At 64.5% G+C, this 26,414-nt stretch carries 23 protein-coding genes; 10 read left to right on the plus strand and 13 right to left on the minus strand.

What is annotated here, in order from left to right; translation table 11 throughout:
- Nucleotides 1–4: 4 nt before the first annotated feature.
- Complete coding sequence (locus tag FJ423_RS23230; protein WP_140845389.1) at nucleotides 5–850, minus strand: hypothetical protein; 846 nt, start codon at nucleotides 848–850, stop codon at nucleotides 5–7.
- 588 nt (nucleotides 851–1,438) lie between these two features.
- On the opposite strand from FJ423_RS23230, the gene FJ423_RS23235 reads away from it, so the two are divergent.
- The 5 genes from FJ423_RS23235 (at nucleotide 1,439) to FJ423_RS34270 (ending at nucleotide 7,232) form a co-directional block, all read left to right on the plus strand.
- Nucleotides 1,439–2,758 carry an aspartate aminotransferase family protein gene (locus tag FJ423_RS23235; RefSeq protein ID WP_140845390.1) on the plus strand — a complete coding sequence of 440 codons (1,320 nt, stop codon included), beginning with the start codon at nucleotides 1,439–1,441 and terminating at the stop codon, nucleotides 2,756–2,758.
- A 17-nt stretch (nucleotides 2,759–2,775) separates the two neighbouring features.
- Nucleotides 2,776–3,948 (plus strand): FAD-binding oxidoreductase, encoded by a 1,173-nt coding sequence (locus FJ423_RS23240; protein WP_140845391.1) that lies wholly within the window; start codon nucleotides 2,776–2,778, stop codon nucleotides 3,946–3,948.
- Nucleotides 3,949–4,160: 212 nt separating this feature from the next.
- On the plus strand, nucleotides 4,161–4,442 hold the full coding sequence (locus tag FJ423_RS23245; RefSeq protein ID WP_095768257.1) for a hypothetical protein: 282 nt from the start codon (nucleotides 4,161–4,163) through the stop codon (nucleotides 4,440–4,442).
- 104 nt (nucleotides 4,443–4,546) lie between these two features.
- A complete protein-coding gene (locus FJ423_RS23250) occupies nucleotides 4,547–5,503 on the plus strand; it encodes an EamA family transporter (RefSeq protein ID WP_140845393.1) in 957 nt (318 codons plus the stop codon).
- 184 nt (nucleotides 5,504–5,687) lie between these two features.
- Complete coding sequence (locus FJ423_RS34270) at nucleotides 5,688–7,232, plus strand: alpha/beta fold hydrolase (RefSeq protein ID WP_246680243.1); 1,545 nt, start codon at nucleotides 5,688–5,690, stop codon at nucleotides 7,230–7,232.
- Nucleotides 7,233–7,251: 19 nt separating this feature from the next.
- Here FJ423_RS34270 and FJ423_RS23260 read toward each other — a convergent pair whose 3' ends face one another.
- The 5 genes from FJ423_RS23260 to FJ423_RS23280 all read right to left on the minus strand — a co-directional run bounded on the left by FJ423_RS23260 (nucleotide 7,252) and on the right by FJ423_RS23280 (nucleotide 11,338).
- Nucleotides 7,252–7,707, minus strand: coding sequence for a MaoC family dehydratase (locus tag FJ423_RS23260; RefSeq protein WP_140845394.1), 456 nt, complete (start codon nucleotides 7,705–7,707; stop codon nucleotides 7,252–7,254).
- Nucleotides 7,704–8,981 (minus strand): NAD(P)/FAD-dependent oxidoreductase, encoded by a 1,278-nt coding sequence (locus FJ423_RS23265; protein ID WP_140845395.1) that lies wholly within the window; start codon nucleotides 8,979–8,981, stop codon nucleotides 7,704–7,706. The genes FJ423_RS23260 and FJ423_RS23265 overlap by 4 nt, the downstream gene beginning before the upstream one ends.
- A gap of 11 nt (nucleotides 8,982–8,992) precedes the next feature.
- On the minus strand, nucleotides 8,993–10,219 hold the full coding sequence (locus tag FJ423_RS23270; RefSeq protein ID WP_140845396.1) for an NAD(P)/FAD-dependent oxidoreductase: 1,227 nt from the start codon (nucleotides 10,217–10,219) through the stop codon (nucleotides 8,993–8,995).
- Nucleotides 10,220–10,276: 57 nt separating this feature from the next.
- Nucleotides 10,277–10,855, minus strand: coding sequence for an OsmC family protein (locus FJ423_RS23275; protein ID WP_224529713.1), 579 nt, complete (start codon nucleotides 10,853–10,855; stop codon nucleotides 10,277–10,279).
- A 237-nt stretch (nucleotides 10,856–11,092) separates the two neighbouring features.
- Nucleotides 11,093–11,338, minus strand: a complete 246-nt coding sequence (locus tag FJ423_RS23280) for a DUF1127 domain-containing protein (RefSeq protein WP_181174876.1) — start codon at nucleotides 11,336–11,338, stop codon at nucleotides 11,093–11,095.
- Between the two features lie 188 nt (nucleotides 11,339–11,526).
- On the opposite strand from FJ423_RS23280, the gene FJ423_RS23285 reads away from it, so the two are divergent.
- Nucleotides 11,527–11,850, plus strand: a complete 324-nt coding sequence (locus FJ423_RS23285; protein WP_140845398.1) for a hypothetical protein — start codon at nucleotides 11,527–11,529, stop codon at nucleotides 11,848–11,850.
- Between the two features lie 45 nt (nucleotides 11,851–11,895).
- On the opposite strand, the gene FJ423_RS23290 is transcribed toward FJ423_RS23285, so the two are convergent.
- Genes FJ423_RS23290 through FJ423_RS23305 form a run of 4 tightly spaced genes read right to left on the minus strand, consistent with a single transcriptional unit; the run spans nucleotide 11,896 to nucleotide 15,902 of the window.
- A complete protein-coding gene (locus FJ423_RS23290) occupies nucleotides 11,896–13,053 on the minus strand; it encodes an ABC transporter ATP-binding protein (protein WP_140845399.1) in 1,158 nt (385 codons plus the stop codon).
- The gene (locus FJ423_RS23295) at nucleotides 13,046–14,188 is read right to left on the minus strand and encodes an ABC transporter substrate-binding protein (RefSeq protein ID WP_140700384.1); all 1,143 of its coding nucleotides are present in this window, start codon (nucleotides 14,186–14,188) and stop codon (nucleotides 13,046–13,048) included. Before FJ423_RS23295 ends, FJ423_RS23290 begins: the two co-directional genes overlap by 8 nt.
- Nucleotides 14,185–15,027, minus strand: coding sequence for an ABC transporter permease (locus FJ423_RS23300; RefSeq protein WP_140845400.1), 843 nt, complete (start codon nucleotides 15,025–15,027; stop codon nucleotides 14,185–14,187). The genes FJ423_RS23295 and FJ423_RS23300 overlap by 4 nt, the downstream gene beginning before the upstream one ends.
- Nucleotides 15,024–15,902, minus strand: coding sequence for an ABC transporter permease (locus FJ423_RS23305; protein ID WP_140845401.1), 879 nt, complete (start codon nucleotides 15,900–15,902; stop codon nucleotides 15,024–15,026). The genes FJ423_RS23300 and FJ423_RS23305 overlap by 4 nt, the downstream gene beginning before the upstream one ends.
- A gap of 456 nt (nucleotides 15,903–16,358) precedes the next feature.
- Here FJ423_RS23305 and FJ423_RS23310 point away from each other — a divergent pair, with 456 nt between their 5' ends.
- From FJ423_RS23310 to FJ423_RS23325, 4 genes are read left to right on the plus strand one after another with little or no spacing between them, the layout of a single operon-like run.
- Nucleotides 16,359–17,513 carry an acyltransferase gene (locus FJ423_RS23310; protein ID WP_140845460.1) on the plus strand — a complete coding sequence of 385 codons (1,155 nt, stop codon included), beginning with the start codon at nucleotides 16,359–16,361 and terminating at the stop codon, nucleotides 17,511–17,513.
- A 2-nt stretch (nucleotides 17,514–17,515) separates the two neighbouring features.
- Entirely contained in the window at nucleotides 17,516–18,625 is a 1,110-nt protein-coding gene (locus tag FJ423_RS23315) for a glycosyltransferase family A protein (RefSeq protein ID WP_140845402.1), read from the plus strand.
- Entirely contained in the window at nucleotides 18,622–19,641 is a 1,020-nt protein-coding gene (locus FJ423_RS23320) for a glycosyltransferase (protein WP_140845403.1), read from the plus strand. Before FJ423_RS23315 ends, FJ423_RS23320 begins: the two co-directional genes overlap by 4 nt.
- On the plus strand, nucleotides 19,638–21,416 hold the full coding sequence (locus tag FJ423_RS23325) for an ABC transporter ATP-binding protein (protein WP_140845404.1): 1,779 nt from the start codon (nucleotides 19,638–19,640) through the stop codon (nucleotides 21,414–21,416). Before FJ423_RS23320 ends, FJ423_RS23325 begins: the two co-directional genes overlap by 4 nt.
- Before the next feature lie 116 nt (nucleotides 21,417–21,532).
- Here the strand turns inward: FJ423_RS23325 and FJ423_RS23330 are convergent, their stop codons facing one another.
- Genes FJ423_RS23330 through FJ423_RS23340 form a run of 3 tightly spaced genes read right to left on the minus strand, consistent with a single transcriptional unit; the run spans nucleotide 21,533 to nucleotide 26,028 of the window.
- Nucleotides 21,533–22,849 carry an HlyD family type I secretion periplasmic adaptor subunit gene (locus FJ423_RS23330; RefSeq protein WP_140845405.1) on the minus strand — a complete coding sequence of 439 codons (1,317 nt, stop codon included), beginning with the start codon at nucleotides 22,847–22,849 and terminating at the stop codon, nucleotides 21,533–21,535.
- Nucleotides 22,846–24,591, minus strand: coding sequence for a type I secretion system permease/ATPase (locus tag FJ423_RS23335; protein ID WP_140845406.1), 1,746 nt, complete (start codon nucleotides 24,589–24,591; stop codon nucleotides 22,846–22,848). The genes FJ423_RS23330 and FJ423_RS23335 overlap by 4 nt, the downstream gene beginning before the upstream one ends.
- Nucleotides 24,592–24,603: 12 nt before the next feature.
- Nucleotides 24,604–26,028 (minus strand): family 16 glycosylhydrolase, encoded by a 1,425-nt coding sequence (locus tag FJ423_RS23340; RefSeq protein WP_140845407.1) that lies wholly within the window; start codon nucleotides 26,026–26,028, stop codon nucleotides 24,604–24,606.
- Nucleotides 26,029–26,414: the final 386 nt, after the last annotated feature.

Below are 26,414 nucleotides of genomic sequence, written 5' to 3' on the forward strand. Positions count from 1 at the left end.
ATCATCATCGAGGCGGGGTCGGAAGCAACGCGTCGGGGAGAGTGATCGTCGTCGCCACCAGAACCCGTTTCGGTGATCTTGGGATCTTCGCTCTGTTCTTATCCTGCAAGCCTGTTCGGCGGACAGCTTGGCCATTCTGGCTGGCAAGTGGAACCGCGGCGGAACGCGACCCGGGCGCGCGCTCCATCTGCGCTGTGCGGCGCGCACTTTGCGCCTTGACGAGGTCGATCGCCTTTCGCGCGGCGGTGAGAGCGACGGACATGTCGGTCAGCTTTTGCCGCTCCTGCTCCAGCGCTGCACTCAAGTCGGCAGATGCCTGCTTCGCAGCGTCTCTTTCCCGACGGGCGTCATCGGCATCGCTTGCGGCCGAAACCGCGCGCGTGTGTTCCAGATCCAATGCCTGGTTGACATGCTTTGCGGCAGTAACCGCCAGCTGGAGGTCCTTTAGGGCGGTGGCCCGCTCGGCCGCAGCCAGATTTGCGCGTTTCTGATCGGCCTCGCCGGCCTGGCGGGCCATCGCGAGTTCGTCCTCGAATTGTTCGACCTTAAGCCGCTCTTCGGCAAGCGATTGATTTGCCTCGGCCAGGGACGCTTTCGCAGCGTTGCGCGCTTCGTTCGAGGAAATGGCTTCTGCTTTCAAGCCCTTGATGACGCGCTGCGCCGCTTCGAGGTCGAGTTTGAGGGCTTCGTTGCTTTGGGTCGCATCATTCAAGGCTTTTGCCTGCTCCGCGGAGGTGCTGGCTAGCACTCTTGCCTGCGCGCTTGCGCTGCGCTCGGCGTGCCGGCTTTGGCTCAGTTGCGCTTTTGTCGACGCCAGTTCGCCTCGCGCTGCCGCGATCTGTTGCTGCATTTCGGCGCTGTTGTCTGGGGGAGATACCGCCGCCAAGAGGAGGATGCATCCGGGAATGGCGCTCCACCTCCAGTGGCGCATGCTGAAGCGAACCCACGCCGGGCGCGGGTCGTCTTCGAACTCCTCGTAAGATCCATGTATGGACGTCACTGGCCACGGTCCTCTGTCTGCCGGTATTCTTCGCGATGCTCAAGAAACACGTCATAGCGGCTGTGCGTGCGCAAAATTAAGATTTTCGGTCTTGGCGGTTCGCTCCGTGTTGAACTCCATCTACAGCTTGGACAACTTGTATTTTGCGCAGTTGACGGGCTGCTTATACCAGGTACGCCTTTAGGGGCAGGATGCATCATCCAAATGGACTAGATGTCATGATTGATCGTCTCGGAGCAGAACTTCTCGATGGCGAGCTGATCAATGTCGGGCAGTCTAAGCGCGCGGTTGCTGCTGCGCAAAATGATGAGGGTCCGCGATGACCCTGGTCGGGTCGCATGACCGGTCTGGCCGATTGCGCCGGCGCGCAAACGAGCCGTAGCTTCGTGACGAGCAGCGCGCCGCTGTTTCAACAGTCGAATTCGCCTTCGCAACGCCATGCCGCATTATCCCGACGCCATGCCTGGATCGAAAACCCTGTTCGAGCGCGCCAGGAAGGTGATGCCGGGCGGCAATACGCGCACCACGGTCTTCATCGATCCGTTTCCGATCTACGCCGCGCGCGGCGAGGGGTGCAGGGTCTGGGACGTCGACGGCAATGCCTATTACGACTGCATCAACAATTTCACCGCGATGATCCATGGCTATGCGCATCTCGATGTCACCGCGGCCGTGGCCGAGCAACTGCCCCTCGGCACCGCTTTCGGCGCCCCGACACTGAGCGAGATCGAGCTTGCCGAGCTGCTGGTCGAGCGGCTGCCCTCCGTCGACCAGATCCGCTTCACCAACTCCGGCACCGAGGGTGTGATGATGGCGATCAAGGCTGCGCGCGCCTTCACCGCGCGGCCGAAGATCGTCAAGATCGAAGGCGCCTATCACGGATCCTACGATTTCGCCGAAGTCAGCCTGGACTCATCGCCCGCCAATTGGGGCGATCTGCCGAGATCCACGCCCTATGCCAGGGGCACGCCGCGCGGCGTGCTGGAGGACGTGATCGCCGTGCCCTTCAACGACACCGAGGCACTGCGCGCCGTCTTCGCCACCGAGGGTGACAACATCGCGGCGGTGCTGATCGACCCGATGCCCAACCGTGCCGGCCTCATACCGGCGCGCCGCGACTACCTCCACGCCATGGTCGAGATCGCCCATGCCGCAGGTGCGCTCGTCATCTTCGACGAGGTGATCTCGTTTCGGCTGGGATGGTCTGGCGCGCAAGGGCTGTGGGGCATCGAGCCCGACCTGACGGCGCTGGGCAAGATCATTGGCGGCGGCTTTCCAGTCGGCGCCGTCGGCGGGCGCGCCGATATCATGGCGGTGTTCGATCCGACCGCAGGCAAGCCCGCGCTGCCGCATGGCGGCACCTTCACGGCCAATCCGGTGACCATGCGCGCCGGCCTTGCCTCGATGCGGGCGCTAACGAAAGAAAGCTTTGCCCATCTTGATCGGCTTGGCGCATCGTTGCGCGAAGGGATTACCGCCTCATTCCAAAAGCATGGGCTTGCCGGCCAATGCGTCGGCCTCGGCTCGCTATTCAAGGTTCATTTCACGTCGCATCCCGTCACGGATTACCGCTCGATCTACCCAGGTCCGGCCGAGCACAGGAAGTTCGACACCTTCCACAAGGGTTTGCTTGGCCGCGGCGTCCTGTCCGCCAGCTACGGCCTGTTCGCGCTGTCGACGCCGATGACCGAGGAAGATGCCAGCGCCATTCTTCAAGCGATCGACGAGACCTTGGGCGACGTCGCCGCGTCGTCGTGAAAGCAGGCGGACCACAGATGACAGCTTCTCCTCATGTCGTGGTGATCGGAGCCGGCACGCTGGGCATGTGCACGGCGCTCAACCTCGTCGAGCAGGGCGCGCGCGTGACCGTGCTCGAAGCGCACTCGATTGCCTCGGGGTCGAGCGGCCGGTCCGTCGGCGTCGTCGGATCGCAATTCACCGACCCGTTCGAGATCATGCTGCGCGTCCATTCGCTGCGCCGGTTCCGCGAATGGGAAGGCGAGGGGCTTCGGTTCAACCATATCGGCTATCTGCGGCTGGCGCGTACGACCAGCCAGATGGAGCTCTTCGCGAGATCGGTCGAAATCCAGGCCGAGGCGGGGCTGAGGTCGCGTCTCGTCCGCGCGAACGAGCTCAGGGATCTTGTTCCGCACATCAATCCTGACGGGCTCGAAGGCGGATTGTTCGGGCCCGACAACGGTTTTCTCGATCCACATGAGATGTGCAATTTCCTTGCGGGCATCGTCCGCGCCAAGGGCGGCGAAATCCGTCAGTACCGCAAGCTGGTCGGGGTGCAACGGCGCCCGGGCGGCTACACGCTGGAAACCGATGGCGGCCCGGTCGATCGCGAGCGACGACTGATCGATTGCGATGTCGTGGTCAATGCGGGCGGTGCCTGGGCGCCGCAGGTCGCCGCGCTTTTCGGCCAGCGCCTCCACATCTGGCCCGAGCGCCACGAGGCGGTCGTCATCCATCTTGACGAGCCGCTCGGCTACACGATGCCGATGGTGATGGACCTCGTGAACGGCGAAGGCAGCGGGCTCAACTTCCGCCACGAAAAACCAGGCGAGCTGATCGCCGAAATCCACAAAGTGAATTCGATCGCGCCGGAGGACCCCGACAATTACAACGACCAGTGCGAGGAGCAGTCGAAGGTCGATCTGGCCGAGCTGCTTTTGGAACGCGTGCCCGACCTGCCGGGCGCGCGACTCGGCCGGGGGTGGGCGGGCCTTTATCCCGTCACCGCCGACCATCGCCCCGTCGTCGGACCATTCGATGCCTCGGAGCCGACGCTGATCACCGCTGCCGGCGCCGGCGGCTATGGCATCCAGCTCGCCCCTGTGATTGGCCAGATCGCGGCCGACTGGGTGCTTCAGGGTGCGCCGGTTTCGGTGCCCGGTTCGCAGAGCCTGGCGCCGTCGGCCGAGCGCAACGTCCTCGGTCACTGACCGATGCATCAAGCTGGCCCCTGACGCGTAAGATGCGAGCGTCCCCGTTAACCATCGATTAACTATCCGGTCGCCTTTAATAGGGTTCTGGAGGATACTGATTTCGGCCGCGAGCGAAGAATTCACGACGGCCGAAATGAGAAAAGAAGCGACTGACACCGTCGCCATTCTGCCGGGGAGGCGCCCAGCATCTTTTGATGAGGAGCGCCGGAATGAATATCGAGGAAGCAGTTACTGCAGCGACGGCGGGGTCGAGCGCGCTCCTGTCCTGTCTTGGCCAGCCGGTCGTGGCATATCACGTCACGGCCATCATGCGCGAAACCGACGCAAGACATGCGCGGCAGATGCAGCTCGCCTTGCTGCGGCGGAGCATCGAGGCCCTTGTCGAGGACGGCCTCGAGGACATCGAAGCCAAACGCTTCGCATCGCAGTTCCATGGGCGCGTCGGCTCGGCCTGGGATCTTCTGCATATGGCCGGCGACACGTCGCATTGATCCCTGCCGCGTACGCTTTTGCCGGGCCGACTATGTAACACTCCCGTCATGAGGTAGACTGTCGGCTGCGACTGAGATGACCTTCATGGAGTGGGGGACATGCGATGCAGGCGATACCGATAGCGCATCCGGCGGAAGCGCCGGTCGCTCGAGCGATATCGTCGCTGGCTGGTTATCCCGCCGCCGTGTTGTGCTGGCTGCTTTCGGCCGGCGTCTATATCGCGGCAAAGTGGGTGGCGCCGGAAATGCCGCCCTGGGGGCTATGCTTCTGGCGGCTGGCGCTCGCCTGCCTCATTCTTTTGCCGATCGTGCACCGCCATCACGGCGCGATGTTGGCGCTGCTCAAATCGCGGCCGCTGGAGATCGTTGCCGTCGGCGCCATCGGCCTGACGCTCTGCCAAGGGATGATCTACCATGGACTGAACGACACCGACGCCACCACGGCCGGCATCATCATGGCGATGTCGCCGATCATGACCATGGTGCTGGCGCGTCTCGTGCTGGGCGAGCCGCTCGGGCTCTGGAAGTCGCTCGGCGCGGTTGCAGCACTTGCCGGCATGCTGGTGATCGTCGCGCATGGCAAGCTGGACGCGCTGGTGCAACTGCGCTTCAACATCGGCGAATTGTGGATCGTCGGCAGCGCCTTCTGCTGGGCGCTCTATACGGTGCTGCTGCGCCGCTCAAAATTCGGCCTCGAGCTCCTGCCGCTGGTGGTCCTTCTGCTTGGCGCCGGCGCGCTGGTGGCGCTGACGTTCCACCTTTGGGAAATCTTCAACGACGAGCGCTCCGCCTTGAATGCCGACGGCCTTCTCGCGCTTGCCTATCTGGCGGGTCCCGGCTGCGCGCTGATGTACTATCTCTATAACCAAAGCGTGGAGACCCTCGGCGCTAGCCGGGCAAGCATGTTGCTCTATCTGCAGACCCTGTTCGTCGCCGTGCTCGCCTACCTGCTGCTCGGCGAGAGCCTGCACGATTACGATCTGCTCGGCGCGGCCTTCATCGTGGTCGGGGTCGTGCTGGCGACGGCGATCAAGTCGAGGCCGGTTCCGGCAAAGGCGTGAACGAGCGGCCACGTCCCTTGATAGACATATGCGGCTGCCCGAGCCGCCAGGTCGATCTGGTTCCTCGGGCGGTGAGCCGTCCGGACCAAGCTTTCCTAAATTAGCCAATTTTGCTATTGGCTGCCCCTTCGCAGCGTCGGCCAAGGCCGAAGGGGATCATGGCGATCGACAAGCGTGTGGACGCATGAACGGCGGTCAGCACATGCTGGAACTGCGCGTGCTTGGCGATTTTCAGGTCAGGCGCGACGGCGAGCCGCTTCACCTGCCGCCATCTCGCAAGACGCGGGCGCTGCTCGCCTACCTCGCCGTCACCGCCAGGCAGCACCAGCGCGAGCGGCTGTGCGAGATATTCTGGGACATCCCGGACGATCCGCGCGGCGCCTTGCGCTGGAGCCTGTCCAAGATCCGCCAGGTGCTGGGCACCGACGAATCCGTTCTTGCCACCGATCGCAATGCTGTCGCGCTTAATATCGGGACGGACTATGCGCGGCTGGCGCCGCTGGTGAAGACCGATCTTTCATCACGCTCGACCGAGGAGCTCGAAGCGGTCCTGGCCTCGATCCGAGGCGGCTTTCTCGCCGATCTCTCGCTCGAACGCTGCTTCGACTATGAAGCCTGGCGGCAGGCCATCGCCAGCGAGGTCGAGATCGTCGAGCTTGGCATCCTGCGCGAGCTGGTCGAGCGCCTGGGGAATGAGCCGCGACGTGCGCTGCCGTTCGCCCAGCGTCTGCGCCGCCTGACGCCCGACGACGCCAGCATCGCCGCCGAGATCGAGGCGCTGGAGGACAAGGTTCGGTCGGCCGCCGCTCAAGCCACGGGACGCGCGCCGCAGTCCGCTCCCCTCGCGCCGCCGTCGAAGCCTGCCGCGTCGCCGCAGGATTCCGGCCGCGCCGTGCAGTTCTGTCGGGCTCTCGACGGCACCAGGCTCGCCCATGCCAGCACCGGCAGCGGGCCGGCGATCTTGCGCGCCGCGCACTGGATGTCGCATCTCACCTTCGACTGGGACAGCCCGATCTGGCGGCATTGGATGCGGGAATTGTCACGTCACAACCGGCTGGTGCGCTATGACGAGCGCTGCAATGGCCTGTCGCAAAGGCACGTCGTCGACATCTCGTTCGAAACCATGGTGTCGGACCTCGAATGCGTGGTCGAGGCAACCGGGCTCGACCGCTTTACCTTGCTCGGCCTGTCGCAGAGCTGCGCGGTTTCGATCGCCTATGCCATCCGCCACCCCGAGAGAGTGTCGGGCATGATCCTCTACGGCGGCTACGTCAAAGGCTGGCGGGCGCGCGGCGATGCCGGCGAGATCGCGACGCGCGAGGCCGTGGCGACGCTGATGCGCGAGAGCTGGGGCAAGTCGAACCCGATGTTTCGCCAGGCCTTCTGTTCCATGTTCATCCCCGGCGCCACGCACGAGCATTTCGCCTGGATGGACGATTTGATGCTGCGCACCGTCTCGCCCGACGATGCCTGGCGTCTTCAGAATGCCTTTGCGGTGATCGATGTCAGCGACTTGCTGGACAAGGTGCGCGTGCCGACCCTGGTGTTGCATGCGCGCGACGACAACGTGGCGCCGGTGGAGTCGGGCCGCACCATGGCCGCCGGCATTCCCGGCGCGCGCTTCATCGAGCTCGATAGCCAGAACCACATCCTCCTCGAAGGCGAGCCCGCCTTCGAGGAGTTCATAGACCACGTCCGCGCCTTCATCGCCGAGACGGCGGGCGGGTAACCGGGCACTCGCGAAGCCCTCAGCCGCCGATGAGCGGCACGGTGAACACCGTCGCCGTGCCGGTGAGGCAAAGCTCGCCCGCTTCGTTGCGCACCGATGTCTCCAGCTTCGTGATCGGCTTGTCGGCGCGCACGTCCTTGACCTCGACGCGGCCGGTGATCATTTCGCCAACGCCGACCGCCTTGACGAATTTCCACGAGACTTCGAGGAACACCGAGCCGGGGCCGGGGAGGTCTTCCGCGACCACCGCGTTCAGGATGCCGGACGTGACGCCGCCCTGCACGATGAGCTTGCCGAAGACCGAAGCCTCGGCCAGCGCCTTGTCGTAATGCAGCGGATTACGATCGCCGGTCATCTCGGCAAAGGCGTCGATACCCTGCGGCTGCGTGCGCCGCGAGCGTTCGGCAAAGGCGCCCACCTTTGGCCGGCCCTTGATGACACCGATCCACCCGTCCTTCATCACATGCACAGTCATGGTCTTGCTCCAGTTCGGTTGCGGGAAAAATCGGCCGGCGGCCCGTCCTGGTTGGCCGGCGCTCGATAGGTCGAGGGCTTCGATGCGGTAGCGCGGCGGGCCGGCATGGGTTGCCCGGCCAGCGCCTGCACCTCGGCCTTCAGGACGGCGCTGAATCGGCGATGCCGCTCGCCGAGATCGTCAAGCGTCCAATCGAAGCCGGCGATGGCGTCCGTGGTGTCGAGGATCTGGTTGGCGATCATGTCGCGCTGCTGCTGCCAGACCGCGAACGCTGCCTCGGACCCACTGAGGATTGCCCGCGCGAGGCTCTCGGCGTCGCGCAGCGCGTCGGAAATGCCGTGCGAGGTGATCGGATCGCGGAAGAAGCCGGCGTCGCCCACCAGCGCCCAGCCCGGGCCGTGCGGCTGGCGGATATAGCCCGGCACGCTGCGGAACGCCTGCAGGCGCGCATCCTTGGGTGCCCGGGCCGCCTGTGCTGCCAGTGTCGGGGAAAGCGTCTCGAGCACATCCATCCGGGCGCGGGCGTGGCCGAGGCGGAAGCGCTGGTCGAACAGGCCTGTCGGCACCGAAGCGACGATGCAGGCGAGGCTGTCATTGGTCGGGATTAACGAGCCGGCGATCCCGTCGCGGAAGTACCAGTGATAGCCGGCGCCCGGCTCGACTGGCGCATAGCCATAGACATGGGCAGCCGACACCGCGCCGCGCCGCAAGGGCTGGGCGTCGACGCATTTTGCCACCAGCGAGCCGATGCCATCGGCGCCGACGACGATATCGGCGCTGACCCGCACGGCAGTACGGCCGGCGGCGCGGATCTCGATGCCGCGCACGCGGCCACGCGTGTCGGCAAAGAGACCGCCGACCGCCACCTCGTGCAGGATCTCCGCGCCGGCCTTGCGCGCCGCATCGACCAGGATGCGGTCGAGCACGGTGCGCCGCGGCGCGATGAGGCCGGGGAGGTCCAAGCTAGCGGCAAGGGGGATGGTGATCTCCTCGTCGCCATAATGGAAGGTCGTCGTCTCGATGAGCGGCGTGCCGGCCTTGAGCAGCGGCTCGAGCAGACCCCAGCGCCAAAGCTGCAACACGGCCGGTCGCATCAGCGCATGCGTCGACAGCGTGTCGGATCCATAAGGCTTGCGGTCGATCGCAAGCACCTTGAGGCCGGCGCGCGCAAGCAGCATCGCCGTCGCCGCGCCCGCGCAGCGCGCGCCGACGACGATAGCGTCGTAATGGCCGTGCTTCGGAGCGGCCATCAGGGAGATGAGGTTGTTTGCCATGTTCAACGTCCTCAGGCCGCCTGGCGGCCGTTGCAATCGAGATAACGGGAGATTTCAGCGGCGATCGCCTCGGCATCCGCGCCGACGCCGCCGATGAAGTTGGAATCGCGTTTGCGCAGGAAGCGGAAGCCGAGCGCGTAGAGACCCGGCACGCTGGTGACGCCGCCCTGATGCGCCAGCTCGCCATCGGCGCCGAGCGCCAGCGGCTCCAGCCAGCCGAATGAGCGCGCATAGCCGGTTGCCCAGACGATGCTGCGGATCGATCCGTCCGTCAGTGAAAGCCGCGCCGCGCACGTCGCCGGCGTCGCCACCGGCTCCGGCCGGTACGGTGTCGTCATACCAGCGAAGCGATCGATCTGGTCGAGTAGGCGCGCCTGCTTCGCTTCGGCTGCCGCGATGTGCTGGCCAAGATCGCCGGCGAAGCCGATCTCGCGGTCGCCGACGCCATGCACCCGCCCGGTGAGTTCCACGCCGAGCGCCTGCAGCGTGGCGAGATCGACATCTGCCCTGTCCGGCCGGCCGGCGAGCTGCAGCGATGGCTGGCGCCGGGCGCCTTCCGGATCGGCGAGGTCTTCCTGGCGCTGTGCCATCAAGCCCATTTCGCAAAGCCAGAAGAAGATATCCTGGCCGCGCCATGTTCTGGGCAGGCGCGTATGCTTGCCGACCGAAAGCACCACGCGCCGCCCGGCGCGGACGAGCTCGTCGGCGATCTGCACGCCGGAGGACGAGGCGCCGACAACCAGCACACCGCCGCCCGGCAGCTCGCCGGGCGAGCGATATTGCGAAGCGTGGACGCTGAGCGGCCCGCAAAGCATCTCAGCCGAAAAAGGGATGACCGGCCGGTCGCAATGTCCCGTCGCGACGACGACCGCTCGCGCCAACAGCTCGCCGGCGCTGGTGCGCAAGGCAAAGCCTTCGACGGTCCGCCTGGCAGCGATGACCTCGACATTGGTCTCGACGGGTGCATTCCATTGCCAGGCGTAGCGTTCCAGGCTTTCCACGAAAGCCTCCTTGGTCATGAAGCCGTCCGGATCTCCGCCCCCGTAGGGCGAGCCGGGCAGGGCGTTCAGCCAGTTCGGCGTGAGCAGCCTGAGCGAGCGCCAGCTCTGCGAACGCCAGCGCTCGCCGATGCGGCCGCGCTCCAGCACGGCATGGTCGATCCCGGCCTGGCCGAGGCAATGGCTGAGCGCGAGCCCGGCCTGGCCCGCGCCGATGATAACGACGTCCGAGCGTCTCATGGTTCATTTCCGTCTCGGGCGGCGGCGGCCCGGATCGGCTCCGGACCGCCGGCCGGCTTACTGGATGGTCTTGATGCCGACGGTGACCGGCACGCCCTTGGTCAGCACGTCGAACACGGCCGAACGGGCGCGCGACTGCTCGACCAGCTGCTGGAGCTTTTCGGCCGGCGCGTCGCCTTCGATCTCGAACGACACCTGGATGTTCTGGAAACCATTGCGGACCTCGTCGGAGATGCCGAGAATACCGCGCAGGTCGATGTCGCCGTCGACCGAGCATTTCACCTTGGTGAGCTTGATGCCGCGCGCGGCGGCGATGTTGGCGACGCCCGCCATCAGGCACCCCGCCAGCCCGTGCAGCAGCCACTCGACCGGGGTCGGCGCGTTGTCGGCGCCGCACAAGATCGCCGGATGATCGGCATCGGCATAATGCGGCTTCTCGTGCTTCTGCTCCTGGCCGGCGCCGAAGAAGCCGTTCATGACGGTCTTGCTGTGCGTGCCCTCGATCCACTCGTTGTGAGCGCGGAACTGGAACTTGGCGAGCTCCGGCTGCCCGGCGACGAAATTGATCGTCGCCAAAAGGTTCGGCGTGTCGACGCCATTGAGCGGAAGCCGTGCAGGTTTGGTGTTGGGTTGCATCTTCATCTCCAAAGGTTCGTTTGCGGCTTGGTTGCCGTGACGGCCTCTGTTTGCCGATGGAGCGTTTGAACGAGAGTGGATGCGACCGTGGAATTTTTCATACGCCTACCGTGGAAATTGCGTTGGACGTATCGTTTGTAACGAAGTGTCTTGACCCGAATGCGCCGGAACGCAAAAGCCCCGGGCGTGCGGAAGCCCGGGGCCTGTCGACGGCGTGGCGACGATCGCCATCGGCGATCAATGGGCGTTGCGGATGTCCATCCCGCCGGCGTCGGAGGCGTAGCGCATCGAGGTGTAATGATCGATTTCAGAACGGGCGATACCCATGTCCTTCAGCAGATAGTCGGGCATGGCCTGCATGGCGGCGCGGTCGCTGCGCATCCTCATTGCACGGTAGACAAGGCGCAGCGCACGGCCGGCAAAATTGATCGGGCCGAGACCCGATCGGCTGGTTTCATGGGGGGTGTGTTCCAAAGTCGTCATCGTCGTCTCCATCTTTTGCGGCGCGACCGTTCGCGTCGTCGATGGCCGGACTTGTGGCTTACGACCGGGGGAACGAGCGTTGGAGCGGGCGTCGAAATTGCCGTGGAAATAGAGATTTTGTAGGCTTGCAGGAACATCGAGCTAGGCGCGGCTGGGACGCGCGGGTCGTATAGAAGAGAGCGCGAGGAATGAGGCGGCATCGCCTGCTTGAGCCGTTTGTTGCCGCGTTGGAGCAACTTGATGGCCGATCTTATGACGATCTCAGAGTACTGTTCGCAGCCGTGGCCAACCGCCGCCCCGAGTTGCTCGAACGGTTTCTATTCGCCGAGCGCAGCCGCCGCACGTCCGAGATCCAGAAGACTTTGCGAAAATCCATGGCCGAACTCGGACGAATGGAACAAGCCGGCGCGCTTCCCGAGGGGATGTTGGTGCCTTACTTGTATCACTTGAGGCTGAACCACGCGACCGGTCGCCTGCATGTTGGTCATGGCGACCGATGTGTTGTTTCCTGAAAATTCAAACTGAGGCACTTTGCGGGGCAGCAGCAGTCGCGGCCCTCAGGAAATCCGCCGCCCGGCCTCGTCCAGCAAGACGCAATCGTGCGGGTCGAAGCCGAGTTCGATCGCTTCGCCTTCGCGCAGCACCCGGCCGTCGATCGGGGCGTTGGCGCGGATGTTCGCCTTGCCGCCGATGTCGACCTCGTAGATAGCGCTGCCGCCGAGATAGGAGGCCGACACGATCCGGCCGGGCAACCGATTGGCGCTCGCTCGACCGACCGACAGTTTCTGTGGCCGCACCACGACGGTGACTGCGCTTCCCTGCGGCAGCGCCTTGGGTGAAAGCACATTGACCGTCTGGCCGCCGGAGAGCGTGACGATGGTCGGCCCGTCGGACCTGCTCACCGTGCCTGACAGCATGTTGGCCTTGCCGAGGAAGTCGGCGACGAAGGCGGTGGCCGGCCGCTCATAGACCTCTTCCGGCGTGCCGACCTGCTCGGCTGAGCCGGCATTCATCACCACGATGCGGTCCGACATCGACAGCGCTTCTTCCTGGTCGTGCGTGACGAAGATGGCGGTGATGCCGGTTTCCTTCTGGATCTTCTTGATCTCGACGCGCATCTCCTCGCGCATGTTGGCGTCGAGCGCTGAGAGCGGTTCATCGAGCAGAAGCACCTGCGGCTCGAAGACGATGGCGCGCGCCAGCGCAATGCGCTGCTGCTGGCCGCCCGACAATTGCGAGGGCAGTTTCTTCTCGCTGCCCGGCAGCCGCACCATGTCGAGCGCCTGGCCGACCTTGCGCTTGATCTCGGGCTTGGCGACGTTGCGGTATTTCAGCCCGAAGGCGACATTGTCGAACACGCTCTTGTGCGGAAACAGCGCATAGCTCTGGAACACCAGCCCGATATTGCGCTTGTAGATCGGCACGTCGTCGACCCGCCGGCCGCCGATCATGATCTGGCCGGCAGAAATATCGACCAGGCCGGCGATGGAGCGCAGGATCGTCGTCTTGCCGCAGCCCGAAGGGCCGAGCAGCGTGACGAAGCTGCCCTTGCCGATCGACAGCGAGAAATCGCGTACCGCGACGAACTTGCCGTAGGCGATGTCGATGTTGCGAAACTCGACCGCGGGGCTGCTCGCCCCGGCGCCCGCGCTCGCGCCTTCCGCCCCGGCCGAGGCCGGCCGGGGATTGGGTGTCGTGCCCTGGCTGTCAGGCACCTTTCGAGATCCTGTTCCACTGCTTGGTCCAGGCGTCCTCGTTGGTCGCCCAATAGACCGGATCGGCGAAGGTCAACGCCTTCATCGTGCCGGTCGGATCGAAAGCCGGCAGCTTCGCGATCTTGTCGGTGAGCTTGACCTTGTTCGGGTCGAGCGACGGCGGATAGCTCTGGCCTTCGGCCACCGCGATCGAGGTCGCCGGATCGAGCATGAAGTTGATCAGCTCCTCGCACTCGGCCATCGGCGAGCCTTTCAGGATCAGCATGTCCTCCATCCAGGCATAGGAGCCGGCCGGATCGAGATAGCCGATCGGGTGGCCCTGGTCCTGCAGCGCCGCGACGCGGCCCGACCAGGCGTCGGTCACCACGATCTCTCCCTTGGAGAGCAGGTCCATCAACTCCGCGCCGGAGCTCCAGAACTTCTTGGCGAGGTCGCGCGTCTCGCGCACCTTGGCCCAGATCGCGTCCATGTCCTTGAGATTGTTGGGATCTTGTCCGGTGGCGAGAGCCGCGTACCAGACGCGGGTGGTCATGTCGGAATAGCCGCCGACCTTGCCGGCATATTTCTTGTCGAGCAGAAGTGCCGCGCCCTTTTCCTTGGCTTCCTCCGGCGAGATCACCTTGGTGTTGTAGGCGATGCCGGTGGTGCCATAATCGTAAGGCACGGCCGACAGCTTCGGCGTCAGCTTGCGGAACGGCTCGATCATCGGCTGCAGCACATTCGCCATGTTGGGAATGTTGGCCTCGTTGATCTCCGAGTTCATCCCGGCATTGATATATTTGATGTAATAGTTGACGCCGGACGAATGGACGATCTGGAAGTCGCCGGGCTTGGCCGTCTTGATCTTGGTGATGATCTCGTTCTCGTCGCCGAACGTGCCCTGCACCACCTTGATCTTGGTCTTGGCCGTGTAGGGCTGGAAAGCATATTTGTCGATCGCGTCCTGCACCGTTCCGCCCCAGCCGTCGAAGCGCACCTGCTCGACCGCGGCAAGCGCGCGGCTCATCCACGGCATGGAGAGGCCGGCGGAGGCCGCAGCAGCCGCGGTCAGACTCAGGAACGTCCGTCGGCTGAGATCGCCGTTGACATAGCGGTCGTGCAGCCGCTCCAGCCGCTTGGTGGTGGTCAGTTTCATCGTGCTTCCTCCTTGGGTTCGCCGCGTCTTCTCAGTTTTGTCAGGCCTTGCATTAGCACCCCGCCGATCAGCGGGATGCCGACGGTCACCACAATCATCACAGTGCCGAGCGCGTTGATCTCCGGGCTGATCGAGATTTTCAGCATCGAAAGGATTTGGGTGGGCATGGTCTCGACACCTGCCGGCCGCCAGAACAGGCTGGCCGACGTGTTGTCGAACGAAATGGTGAAGGCGAGCAGCGCGCCGCCGAAGACCGCCGGGATGAGCAGCGGCAGCGTGATCTCGCGGAAGGACGAGAAGCGCGAGGCGCCGAGCGAGAGCGCCGCCTCCTCATAGACGCGCCTTATGCCGACCATGCGCGCCTGCGCGATCAGCACCACATAGGGCACCGCAAGCAGGATATGGCCGAGCACCAGGAGCAGCATGGTGCGCGGCTGGTCGATCGCTTTGATCAGCACCAGAAGACCGACGCCGAGAATGGTTTCCGGCACCAGCGCCGGCAGGATCACCAGCGTGCTCAGCGCCTGCTTGCCGCGGAAGTCGAAGCGCGCCAGCGCGAATGCCGTGACGACGCCGATGGCCGTGGTGACGGCCGCCGTCACCAGCGCGATCCACAGCGAGGTGCGGAAAGCCGTCAGCACCGCGTCATTGTTCATCAGCTTGGCGTACCATTGCAGCGAAAAGCCGGTCATCGGGAAGCCGCCGAACATCGAGGCGTTGAACGACAAGATGACGGTCGCCGCGATCGGCGCGAACATAAAGACGTAGACGCAGAGCGTGACGAAGCCGGTCAGCCGCCATGCCCATTTGCCGTCCTTGTTCGGCCGCGCAGCCTTCATCCGCCCAACCCCTTCACGATCTGCGACATACCCATGTAGCGGGTGTAGATCGCGGCGAAGAAGCCGAGCACGAGGAACAGCACGATCGACAGCGTTGCGCCCAGCGGCCAGTTCAATTCGCTCATGATGGTGTCATAGATCAAATTGCCGAACAGCGCGTCGCGGCCCGAACCCAAGAGCTGCGGCGTCACATAGCTGCCGGCCGCCAGCACGAAGCAGAGCAGCAGGCCCGCCGCGAGACCCGGCAGGGAAAGGGGCAACGTCACCTCGCGGAACGCCTGCGCACTGGTGCAGCCCATCGAGCGGGCCGCCGAGATCAGCGTGCGGTCAATGCCCTCGAGGCTGACATAGACGTTGAGGATCATGTAGGGCAGGAGGAAATGCAGCAGCCCCAGGATCACCGCGCCTTCGTTGTAGAGCATCGGCAGCGGCGCGTTGATGATGCCCATTTTGAGCAGCGCGACGTTGACGACGCCCTGTTCGCCTAGGATGTTGATCCAGGAAAAGGTGCGGATGGTGAAGCTGATCCAGAACGGCACGATGAGCAGGAGCAAGAGCAGCCATTTGTGCCTGAAGCTCGTGGCCCAGATGAAATAGGCCGGGAAGTAGCCGAGCACGCCGCACAGCAGCGCGGTGATCGCGCCGACCCTCAACGTCTTCAGCAGGAAGCCGAAATAATAACTGTCGCTGAAGAATTCCTGCCAGTTGGCGGTGGTCAGCGCGCTGGTTTCGACGCCTGCGGTGACGAAGGTGAAGAACGTATAAGCCGCCATCACCGCGATCGGCAGCACCAGGAAGAAGATCAGCAGCAAGAGCACCGGTGCAACGAGCATCCAGGCCAGGCGTGGATCGTACAAGGTCCATCGATTTTTCATGCGCACCCGAAGGTCCGCGCTTTCTTCGAAGCGCTTTTGTTCCCGCAGTGAAGATTGTTTCATTGCCGCCGCGATGTCTACAGGCGGTGATTGAGCCAGAGAGATGGGAGTGAGGAGGGTAACCCCTTTTGGTATGTCGCCGGGCTACATTGTGGCGTTGTCTGAGCGGTTCTCCAGCAGCTTCGAAGAGCTTGATGCATCCGCATTGGTTGGAGCCTGCGCTTCGTCAAAAAAGGCAGAATAGCGGCATAGACGTGTCATTTCCTGGAACGAACGGTCACGTTTTCATTCAGGCTGATAACTATTCTGTGTTGCACCGCACCATTTTGTGCCGCAGTCCTTTAGCGTAGGCGAATATAGGGTTTAGGAGTCGGCACGCTTGCGTTTTCCGTTGACCGGCACGGATGTTGCGGCCGCCGGCCCGGGCCATGTCGTCAGCACCAGCGGCTGCGAATGATGCCCGGCGGTCGCGACCTCCAGCTTGACGCGCTCCGGGCTGCTGCCGTCACGCTTGTGCTTTATTCGCATTTCTTCGCGCCCGGCGGCACGTCCTTCCTTGGTCATCTCGGAGTGCGGCTGTTCTTCGTGCTTTCCGGCTTCCTGATCACCAGGCTTTTGCTGGAGGCACGCGACGCCGATCAATTCGCGGCTGGATCGGCGCTGCGCTCCTTCTATGCCAGGCGCGCGATCCGAATATTCCCGCCCTATTTCGCGGTACTGGCCTTCGTCTGGTTTACCGATCTTGAACAGGCTGGATCGTCGCTCGTCTGGCACGCGCTCTATCTGTCGAACTTCTGGTACGCGCATCGCAACGACTGGACGCCCTGGCTGCTTTGCCATTTCTGGAGCCTCAGCATCGAGGAGCAGTTCTACATCGCCTGGCCGCTGATCGTCCTCCTGGCGCCGCGCAGGCGCATCGAGGCGATCACCATTGGCCTCATCTGCTTTTCGCTCGCCTACCGCTTCTACTGGCCGATCGCCGCCAACCCGGCGCTGGCCCGAGACCTGTTGCCGCCGGCCTCGATGGATGCGCTTGCCTGCGGCGCGCTGCTTGCCGTACGTCGCGCCAGGGGCGCCGGCGTGCCGCGTTGGATGCGGTTCGGCTGGCCGGCCTTCGTGGCGCTCTTCCTACTCGTCGTCTTGTCCGATCCGGGGCCGGCGAACTCGACATGGGAATGGCCGCGCTGGCTCCTGGTGCAGGTGCTGCCGCTGGTGCCGTTGGTGGCGATCGTCTCGATGTGCTCGAACGGCCTTCCCGGCACGCTCGGCTGGCTGGCCGAACTGCCTCCGCTGCTTTTCCTCGGCCGCATCAGCTACGGCGTCTATCTCTATCACGCGATCCTCCTCGCTTACACCGTAAAGGCCCAGCCGTGGATCCCGCTCAACGTCTCGGAGGAGGGGCCGGGCCGCTTCCTGGTCGCGGGCGCCGCCACGCTGATTGTCGCCTCGCTGTCCTGGGTGCTGTTCGAAAAGCCGCTCAACAGCTTCAAGCGCTATTTCCCCTATATCGCGCGGCCACGCGCTCGTGCGCCGAGCGAGGCCCGGCGGTTCGGCGCCACATATCCCGGCGCAGAAGCGGCGCTCGATCTGCAGCCGACGGACCGGAGCTGACAATGATACGCCCGCTCATCTCCGTCGTGCTGCCGATCTACAATGCCGAGCTCTATGTCGGCGCTGCAATCCAATCGATCCTGCGGCAGGACTACGACCGGCTCGAAATCATCGCCATCAATGACGGATCGACCGACAGGTCGCTGGAAATCCTGGAGCGCTTCCGCAAGGCGGACGGCCGCGTAGCCATAATCTCGCGCGAGAATCGCGGCCTCGTCGCCAGCCTCAACGAGGGGCTGTCAATCGCCCGGGGCGAGTTGGTGGCGCGGATGGATGCCGACGATTTTGCCTATCCTTGGCGCCTGTCGCGCCAGGCGGCGCTGTTTGCCGCGCGGCCCGAACTCGGCTTCTGCGGCTCGCTTGTCGACACGCTGCTGCACGGCCGCGTCGCACGGGGCAGGGTGGATCCGGTGTTCCGCCTCGGTCTCCTCCCGGTGCTGTCGAAGTTCTTCACGATCTTCATGCATCCGACGGTGGTCTACAACCGCCGGGTCATCGGCGAGGCAGACCTGTATTACGATGGCCGCTACCGGCATGCCGAGGATTTCGATCTCTTCCGGCGGCTGGCCGACCGCTATCCGGCGGCGCTGATGCCGGAAAGCCTGCTCGTCTACCGCCTGCATCCCGGCAGCGTGACCAGCTTGCATACAAGCGAGATGCGGCGCACGCACCTCCGGATTGTCGGCGAAAATCTCGAGCGCGAGGGGCTGGCGGACGAAACGCAGGATCTGCGTGCCATTGGCGATAGTGTTTCGTTCGATACTGTGCGCCGCGCGGCCGCGTTCATCCGCAGCCTGGAGGAGCGGGTCGCCGAGTTGCCGGCCGCATCGCGGCCGAGCTTCGAGGCCGGCGCGCTGAACCTGTTCTATTTCCTCTACCAGCTCGTCAACGACCAGCAGCGGCCGGCGTTGGCGCATGAGTTGCTGACGCTGACGGCGAAGTGGGACGTCATCCGCCGCCGCGAGAAATACGCGCTGCGCGCCGGCGCCTGGGCGCCCTGGCTGAGCCAGGCTTCGATATGGGCTGGCAAACGCGCGGACTGGGTCGCCTATCGCCTCAAATCCGCGCCGGCGGCGTCCGTGCTTGCGCCTTATCGGATGGGGGCGGCATGAACGCCGATCGCCATCCGCTGCTGCAGCATCTACGCTCGCCCCCCGGCCCGAACCAGCGGCCTGAGGTCTCTTTCATCGTCTGCACGCGTGATCGCGCGGCGGTGCTGAAGTCCTGCATCGATTCGATCCGCGCCGCCTGCCGGACGCATCCTGCCTTCGCCGCCGAGCTGGTGGTGGTCGACAATGGCTCGCGCGACGGTACGGCCGACTATCTCTCGCGGATCGCCACAGCGTCCGATATAGCGCTGACGGCTATCTGTGAGCCACGGCCCGGACTGGCGGCGGCGCGCAATGCCGGGATGGCGCGGGCGCGCGGGCGCGTGCTGGTCTTCGTCGACGACGATTGCCGGCTCGACCGCGACTATCTCGTCGATCTCGAGCGGCATTATGCGAGTGGCGAGAAATGGCTGATCCGCGGCGGCCGCGTCGAGATCGGCGACGCCGGGGACCTGCCCTTCACCATCAATCGCTGCGAAAAGCGCAAGCGGCTGACGCGCGCCGTCCATCCGGGCGGCTTCGTGCTCGGCTGCAACATGACCATGCATCGCGATGTTGCCGCCTTGATCGGTCCCTTCGACGAACGCTTCGGCGCCGGCGGAGCGCTGCGCTCGGCCGAGGATACGGATTACCTGGTGCGCGCCATGCTGGCCGGCATGGCGGTGGAGTATGTGCCGGATATGACGATCTTCCACCATCATGGAAGGCGCGACCGCGGGGCGATCGAACGGCTGCACCGCGACTATCATTTCGGCAACGGTGCGCTCTGCCTGAAACATATGCGCCGCGCCCCGTGGCTGCTTCGTCACTTTTACTGGGCAACGCGGGCGGCCACGCGCGAGCTCTTCGGCGGTCCGCGTTTCGACCAGGAGCTCAGCCTGTCGCACTGGCCGATCGTGCTGATGAACCTGGCGGGCGCGGCGAAGTTCATGGCCCTGGTGCTGGCCGGGCGGCCTGACCGGCAGGAGAGGCCCGCCCAGGAAACCACCGAGGCCAGGGCCGAGGCCGGCGCGCGATGATCGAACCCAAAGCCCTTATCTTGTCGATATTGCAGCGCGCGCTCGGACGGCGTCAGCTCGGCCTGATGCCCGTCGTCGTCGTGCTCGGACTTGCAAGTGCCGCGCTCGAAGGGCTCGGCATCGGCCTGATCATCCCGCTGCTTGGCATCATCATGGGCCATGGCGAGACGACCGGCATGGCCGGCCTCTCCGCCCTCCTGCAGAAGGTCGGCGCCGGGCTAGGCGAGCGTGAGCGGCTGATTGCGATTTCGGCCGCGATCCTCGGCTCGATCCTGCTCAAGAACCTCCTCGCCTTCGCCAATTCGGTGCTGACCGCTCATATCTACGGCAAGGCGAGCCAAGCGATACGCGGCGCCCTGGCCGAGCGGCTGCTCAATGTCGGCTATCCCTTCTTTCTCAGGCAAAGCCCGGGCCGCTTGCTCAACATCATCTCCAGCGAATCCTGGCGGGCATCGGATGCCATCCAGGGTATGCTCAGCGCGATCGTCAGCGCCTCGGCGGCGCTCATCCTGCTCGCCTTTCTGTTGCTGCTCTCGTGGCCGATGACGCTCCTGGTGATGCTGGGGCTGGCGCTGGTGCAAGCGGCGCATATGGCGCTGTCGGCGCATCTCAGGGCACCCAGCCGCAATGTTTCGGCGCGCAACAGCGCCTTGGCCTCGCAAATGCTGCATCTCGTCCATGCTGGCCGGCTGATCCGCATCTTCGGCCAGGAGGCGCGTGAGAAGGCGGCGTTCGAAAAGGCATCCGACGGCGTGCGGCGCGCGGCCTTCCTGCTCTCAAACCGCCAGGGCGCGCTGGGGCCGCTGACCGAAGTTCTGCACGCCATGCTGTTCCTGGCGGTGGTGATCGGCGCCTGGCTTGCGGGTTTGAGTTTCCCGCTGGTCGCCGCCTTCCTCATCCTGCTCTACCGCCTGCAGCCGCATATCAGAGCCTTGCAGATGACCTGGAGCCAGTTGCAGGGTCTTTCCGGCTCGCTGGAAGAGGTGACCTGGCTGCTCGATCCCGATGGCAAGCCCGCGCCGCCCGAGGGCAGCCGGCAGTTCGCCGCCTTAACGAAAAAAATCGCCTTCGAGGGCGTGAGCTTCAGCTATGCCAATGAGGAGCAGCGCGCGGCGGTGCTGCACGCGGCGAGCTTCGACATTGTGAGCGGGCACTCGACGGCGTTGATCGGCCGCTCCGGCGCCGGCAAAACGACGATCGTCAACCTGCTCTGTCGCTTCGTCGAGCCGGATGCAGGCAAGATCCTCGTCGACGGCGCGCCGCTCGGCGAGATCGACCCGGCCGACTGGCGCCGCCACATCGCTCTGGCCAGCCAGGAGCTGGAGCTGGTCGACGGTACGATCCTTGACAACATCACCTATGGCAAGGACACGGCGACGTTCGAGGAGGCCCGCCGCGCCGCCGAGCTTGCCGAGGCGCACGGCTTCATCGAAACGCTACCGCAAGGCTACCAGACGGTGGTCGGCTATCGCGGGGTGAACCTTTCGGCCGGGCAAAGGCAGCGCATCGCGCTCGCCCGCGCTCTTGTACGCGACCCCGACATATTGATCCTCGACGAGGCCACCAACGCGGTGGATGGGCTTTCGGAAGCGGCGATCGTCGAGACGCTGAAGTCGCGCGCCGGCCGCCGCACCACGATCGTCATCAGCCACCACCGCAGCACCATCTCGTTCTGCGACGACCTGGTGATCCTGGAGCATGGTAGAGTGAAGAAACAGGCGCCGTTCACTGAGATGGCGAAGCTTAGTATGGATGAGTTGTATCGGCCGGAGTGAGGAGCCGAGCAGGGCTCGCCCGCATCTTCTTCGTCATCACTTCCTCCTCCTCCTATATGCCGAAGCGAGGACGGTTCTGGCGCAAAGGGCGTTCCGAGGCGGCCGGAAGGGCTGCCCTACCTTTCCCTGAACGCCCGTGCGAACGAGTCCATCATCGGGCGTACCAGATATTCGAAGAAGGTCCGGTTGCCGGTGCTGATGAAGGTGTCGACCGGGGTGCCGGGATAGAGCTGGTCCGCCTTCACGCCGGGGGGCAGGGCATCAGCGATTTTCAGCCTGGCACGGAAATAGGGTTCGTGGGTGGCCTCGTCGATCAACCGGTCGGCAGAGATCTCGCTCACCGTGGCCGGGACTTCCGGCGTCAGGCGCGCGTTGAGCGCCGACAGCCGGAGCTTTGCCTGCTGGCCGACATGCACCTGGTCGATGTCCTTCGGCCGCAGCCTGGCGTCGACCACCAGGCCCGAGGTCGTGGGCAGGATCTCCATGATCTTTTCGCCGGGTGCGACCACGCTACCTTGCGAATTGTAGGTCGAGGAGACGACGATGCCCGCCGCCGGCGCAGTGATCGTGGTGCGCTTCAGCACCGCTTGCGCGGCGCGCATCCGCTCCTCGATGTCGGCGAGGTTGATGCGCACATCGTCGAGCTTCGTCAGCGCTTCTTCGACGCGCTGCGTCGTGGCGCGCTCGGTCTGCGCCTCCGCTTCCACGATCTGCGTGCTGGCCGAGGCGAGGTCCGCCTCGAGCGCGCCGGCTTGGCCGACGAGGTCGGCCTCCGAGCGCAAAAGCTGCGAATATTCCCTGCGGTCCGTAAGGCCCCGGTTCAGAAGGTCGGTCTTGATGCCGAGCTCCTTCTTCACCACCTCGGCCTGCTGCTCGATTGCGGCCTTCTGCGCGTTCAGCCCTTTGACCGACTCGCGATGCATGGCGACGCGCTGCGCCAGGATCGACTGCTCCGACCGGAATCGCGCAAGCTTGGCGTCGAATTCCTTCTGCTGCTCGCGGATGAGGTTTTCGAAATCCTGCTGGAACGGCGCCGGCGCGGGGTCGGCGATCGGCGCCAGCGTGGCGAGGCCGTCGCGCTCGGCCTCCAGCCGCGCCGCGCTTGCCTTGAGCGCGATCCATTGTCTTGTCAGCCGGTTGAGATCGGCTTCCGCGGCGGTCCGGTCGAGCAGGATGAGGTCCTGGCCCCCCCGCACGCGGTCGCCTTCATGCACCAGCAACTGCCTGATGATACCGCCCTCGCGATGCTGGATGAGGATGTTGCCGCTGGTCGCCGCGATCGTGCCTTGCGTGATCACCGCGCCTGCCAGCGGCGCACTCGCCGCCCAATAACCGAAGCCGCCGACCATCAGCGCGATCGCCGCATAGCCGGCGAAGGCCGTGCGCCGAAAGTCGGTGCGCGGGCGGCTTTCGAGGATGAGGCTCTGCGTCATCGTCCAGGACCCGTGGCGATGCCGTGCGAGGCGCGGATGGTCGGCGCGAATGATCCTGTGACCACCGTGTTCCGCTGCTTGCCCGGCTGGCGCAGCACCTCGGCGCTCGGTCCGAACGCCTCGATCGCGCCGCCGCGCAAGACCATCACACGGTCGCAAGCCGTGGCAATCGAGGGGCGATGCGTGATCACGATCGTGGTGACGCCCGCGGCGCGGGCCGCCGCGAGCACCGTTTCCAGTGCCGTCTCTCCGGCGCCGTCGAGATGCGTGCTCGGCTCATCCAGCACCAGGATGCGCGGATTGCCGTAGAAAGCGCGCGCCAGTCCGATCCGCTGCCGTTCGCCGCCCGACAGCGTCCCGGCGATCATCGTTTGGTAGCCGTCGCGCAGCGAAAGGATCAGCTCATGCGCCTCGGCGCGCTTTGCCGCTTCCACGATCGCGGCGTCGTCCGCCTGCGCGTCGAAGCGGGCGATGTTGTCGGCGATCGAGCCGGGGAAAAGCTCGATCTCCTGCGCCAGATAGCCGATATGCCGGCCGAGCTGGTTTTCGTCCCACGTCCTGAGCTCCGCGCCGTCGATCCTGATCGTACCGCCGCTCGGCTGGGCGGCCCCGACGAGCAGGCGCGCCAGCGTCGACTTTCCAGCACCGCTCGGGCCGACGATCGCCACCGCTTCGCCGGCCTGAATCGCGAAACTCAATCGCTTGAGAATCGGTTCGACGCCAAAGGCGGCATTTGGTGCAATGAAGAAGAGATCCTGCGCCGAAATCGCGCCGGTCGGGTCGGGCAAGACGAGCTTGCGCGTCTCTGCCGGTTGCGCCGCGAGTGCGGTCCCCAGCCGCGTCCAGGCACGCCTCGCCTCACCGAGCTGCCGCCAGGAGCCGATCAATTGGTCGAGCGGCTGCAGCGCGCGCGACGACACGAGCGAGGAGGCGAAGATCATGCCGGCCGTCATCTCGCCCTTGAGCACCAGCCAGGCGCCGGTGCCGAGGATCGCCAGCTGGAGCATCATGCGCAGCGCTCTCGAAGCGCCGCTGAAGACGGCGTTGGCGCCGGCCGAACGGTCATGCAGGACAAGCGCTTCCGCCACATGCCGGCCCCAGGCGCGCGCAGCGTTTTCCACCATGCCCATGGCGCGCAGCGTGTCGGCGTTGCGGGCAAAGACCTGCTCGGCCCGGCTGGCCAAGGCCGAACGCTCCGCCGAGAGCGCATCGTTCCTGCCGATGGCAAGCTGGTTGGCGAAGACCAGCACGACGAGCAGCGCCTCGCCGCCGAGCGTGACCCAGAACAACAGCGGATGGATCAGGTAGAGCAGGGCGAGGAAGACCGGCGCAAAGGGCAGGTCGAACAGCACCGAGACACCGCGCGAGCGGATGAAGGCACAGACCGAGGCAAGGTCGGTGAGGGGCGACGGCGCATTGCCGGAACCGAGCGAAGCGGCGAACGCTCTGGCGCCAAGCCTGTCATTGACCGTCGCCGCGACGCGCTGCGTGTAGACGGCTCGGACGGCGTCGAGAAAGCCGAGGAAACCGAGCGCCGCGACCGCGATGACCGACAGATACACGAGCGTCTCGACGCTGGAGGAGGGCAGCACCCGGTCATAGACCTGGAGCAGGTAGAGCGGGATGACCAGGAGCAGAAGGTTAATGAGCAGCGAGAACAGCCCGACATCGGTTACGGCGCGCAGGAACATCGGCCGCACGCCGGCCTGCCTGATCGCACCCGGAGTGCTCTCCTGTGACATTGGCTCGACCGCCTAGGCTGTGTGTTCGCCCGTGACGTTCAAATGGCTCTGCTGCAGCTCATCCAGCGTATAGGCGTGGATATAGTCGATCTTCATCTGGGCCGGCGTGGCGAGATGGTCGGGCGGCGCGCCGGCTTGTCCGCCGATCGCGAGATCGACCAGCATGTACATCGGCTTGTTCATGTCGGACGGCGTCGCCGCTTGCGCGACCTGCACGCCGTCATAGGTCCACACCAGCTTGTCCGGGGTCCAAAGGAGGCCATAGGTATGGAAGCCGGCGGTGTCCATGACGTTCACGGTGGATCCGACCGTGGTGTGCTGGCCCGTCTGGTTGGTGTGCGCGGTCATCAGCAGCGAATTCGGTTTCTGTCCGTACATCTCCATCACGTCCAGCTCCGGCGGCCAGGAGCCGTCTTCCGGCAGCAGCCAGAAGGCCGGCCAGGCGCCGGCGTGTTCCGGCAAGTCGGCCCTCATTTCGAAATAGCCATAGGTCTGCGAGAAGGAGTCATGCGTGGTCAGGATGCCGGAGGTGTATTCGTAATTGTTGATCAGCGGCTTGATGTCGGCCGGTGCCTGCGCCGCGGTGATGGTGAGGACCCCGTTCTGCACACTGAACGGATGCACCGAGCTGGTCGGCGCGTAATTGGCGTCGATATACCACTGCAGCTCGCCATTGCGCGTTAGCGTGCTGCCGTTCGGCGCCCCCCACCAGAAGTTAGTATCCCAGGTGCCGCCCTGGCTGTTGTGCAGGTTCAGCGTGTTGAACTCGTCGCTGAAGGACAGCGTCATGCCGGATTTGTCGATCGGCAGCTGGAACTGGTTGGGCTGGAATTTGTCGATCGTGGTGTTCTTGAATTCGAGGATTTCGCCCGATCCGAGGTTCAGCACCACATTAGGCCCCGCCTGGATCATGGCATTGTGGACGGCGGCGAACGAAGTGAATCCGTAACCATCGAGCCGCACAGCATCGTTCGAGGCGAAATTGACGATCGAGTCGCTGCCGTTGCCCTTCGCGATGATGAAAACATCCGCGCCGCCGCCGCCATCGATCAGCACATCGTTGCCCGCCCCGCCGTCGATCGTCTGGCCGCCCGCCTTGGCGGTGATGATGTTGTCCAGCGCATTGCCGAAGGCATAGTTGTGGGCGTTGGTGACGACGAGGTTCTCGACATTGTCCGGCAGCGTATAGCTCATCCATGTGTTGATCGTGTCGATGCCCTGTCCGGCGTACTCGACCACCTTGTTGCCCGCCGAATAGAGGTAATAGATGTCGTCGCCTTGGCCGCCATACATGGTGACGTTGACGCCGCTGGAGGCCCAGATTGAGTCGTTGCCGCTGCTGCCGTTGAATGTCGGTCCGGACGTTGCCGAAAACCAATGGTTGGAAGCGCCGCTATAATAAAGAGGAACGCCTACCGCGTTGACGACGAAACTCATCGGACACTCCTTTCTTGGTGGCGGCTGATTTTCAGGCCAACCTGCAAGCCGGCCTATGGTTCCAAGGATTCGCGTCACAGTACAGATAAAAAATTACCGCTGATCGATAATGATTAGAAATAGACATAACAAGGGGTTTCTAATACAATTTATGCGCGATAATTACACCTCGAATTACTCAATTTTACTCAATATTGCGAGGCTCATGCTGAAATATGGGCAAGATGCCGCGCGTGACCGCCGTCGACCAGCGCGGCTGCGCGCGGTGAGCAAGGGCTGAGTCGCCATATGTTCGACGTTGGATATTCGAGCCGGAATCCGATTTCGGTTTGCTCAACAAAAGTGATCGACCGAACGAACAGCGATGGCCAACGACGTCGCACATC

It is taken from the genome of Mesorhizobium sp. B2-8-9, assembly GCF_006439475.1.
In the GTDB taxonomy this organism is placed as follows: domain Bacteria; phylum Pseudomonadota; class Alphaproteobacteria; order Rhizobiales; family Rhizobiaceae; genus Mesorhizobium.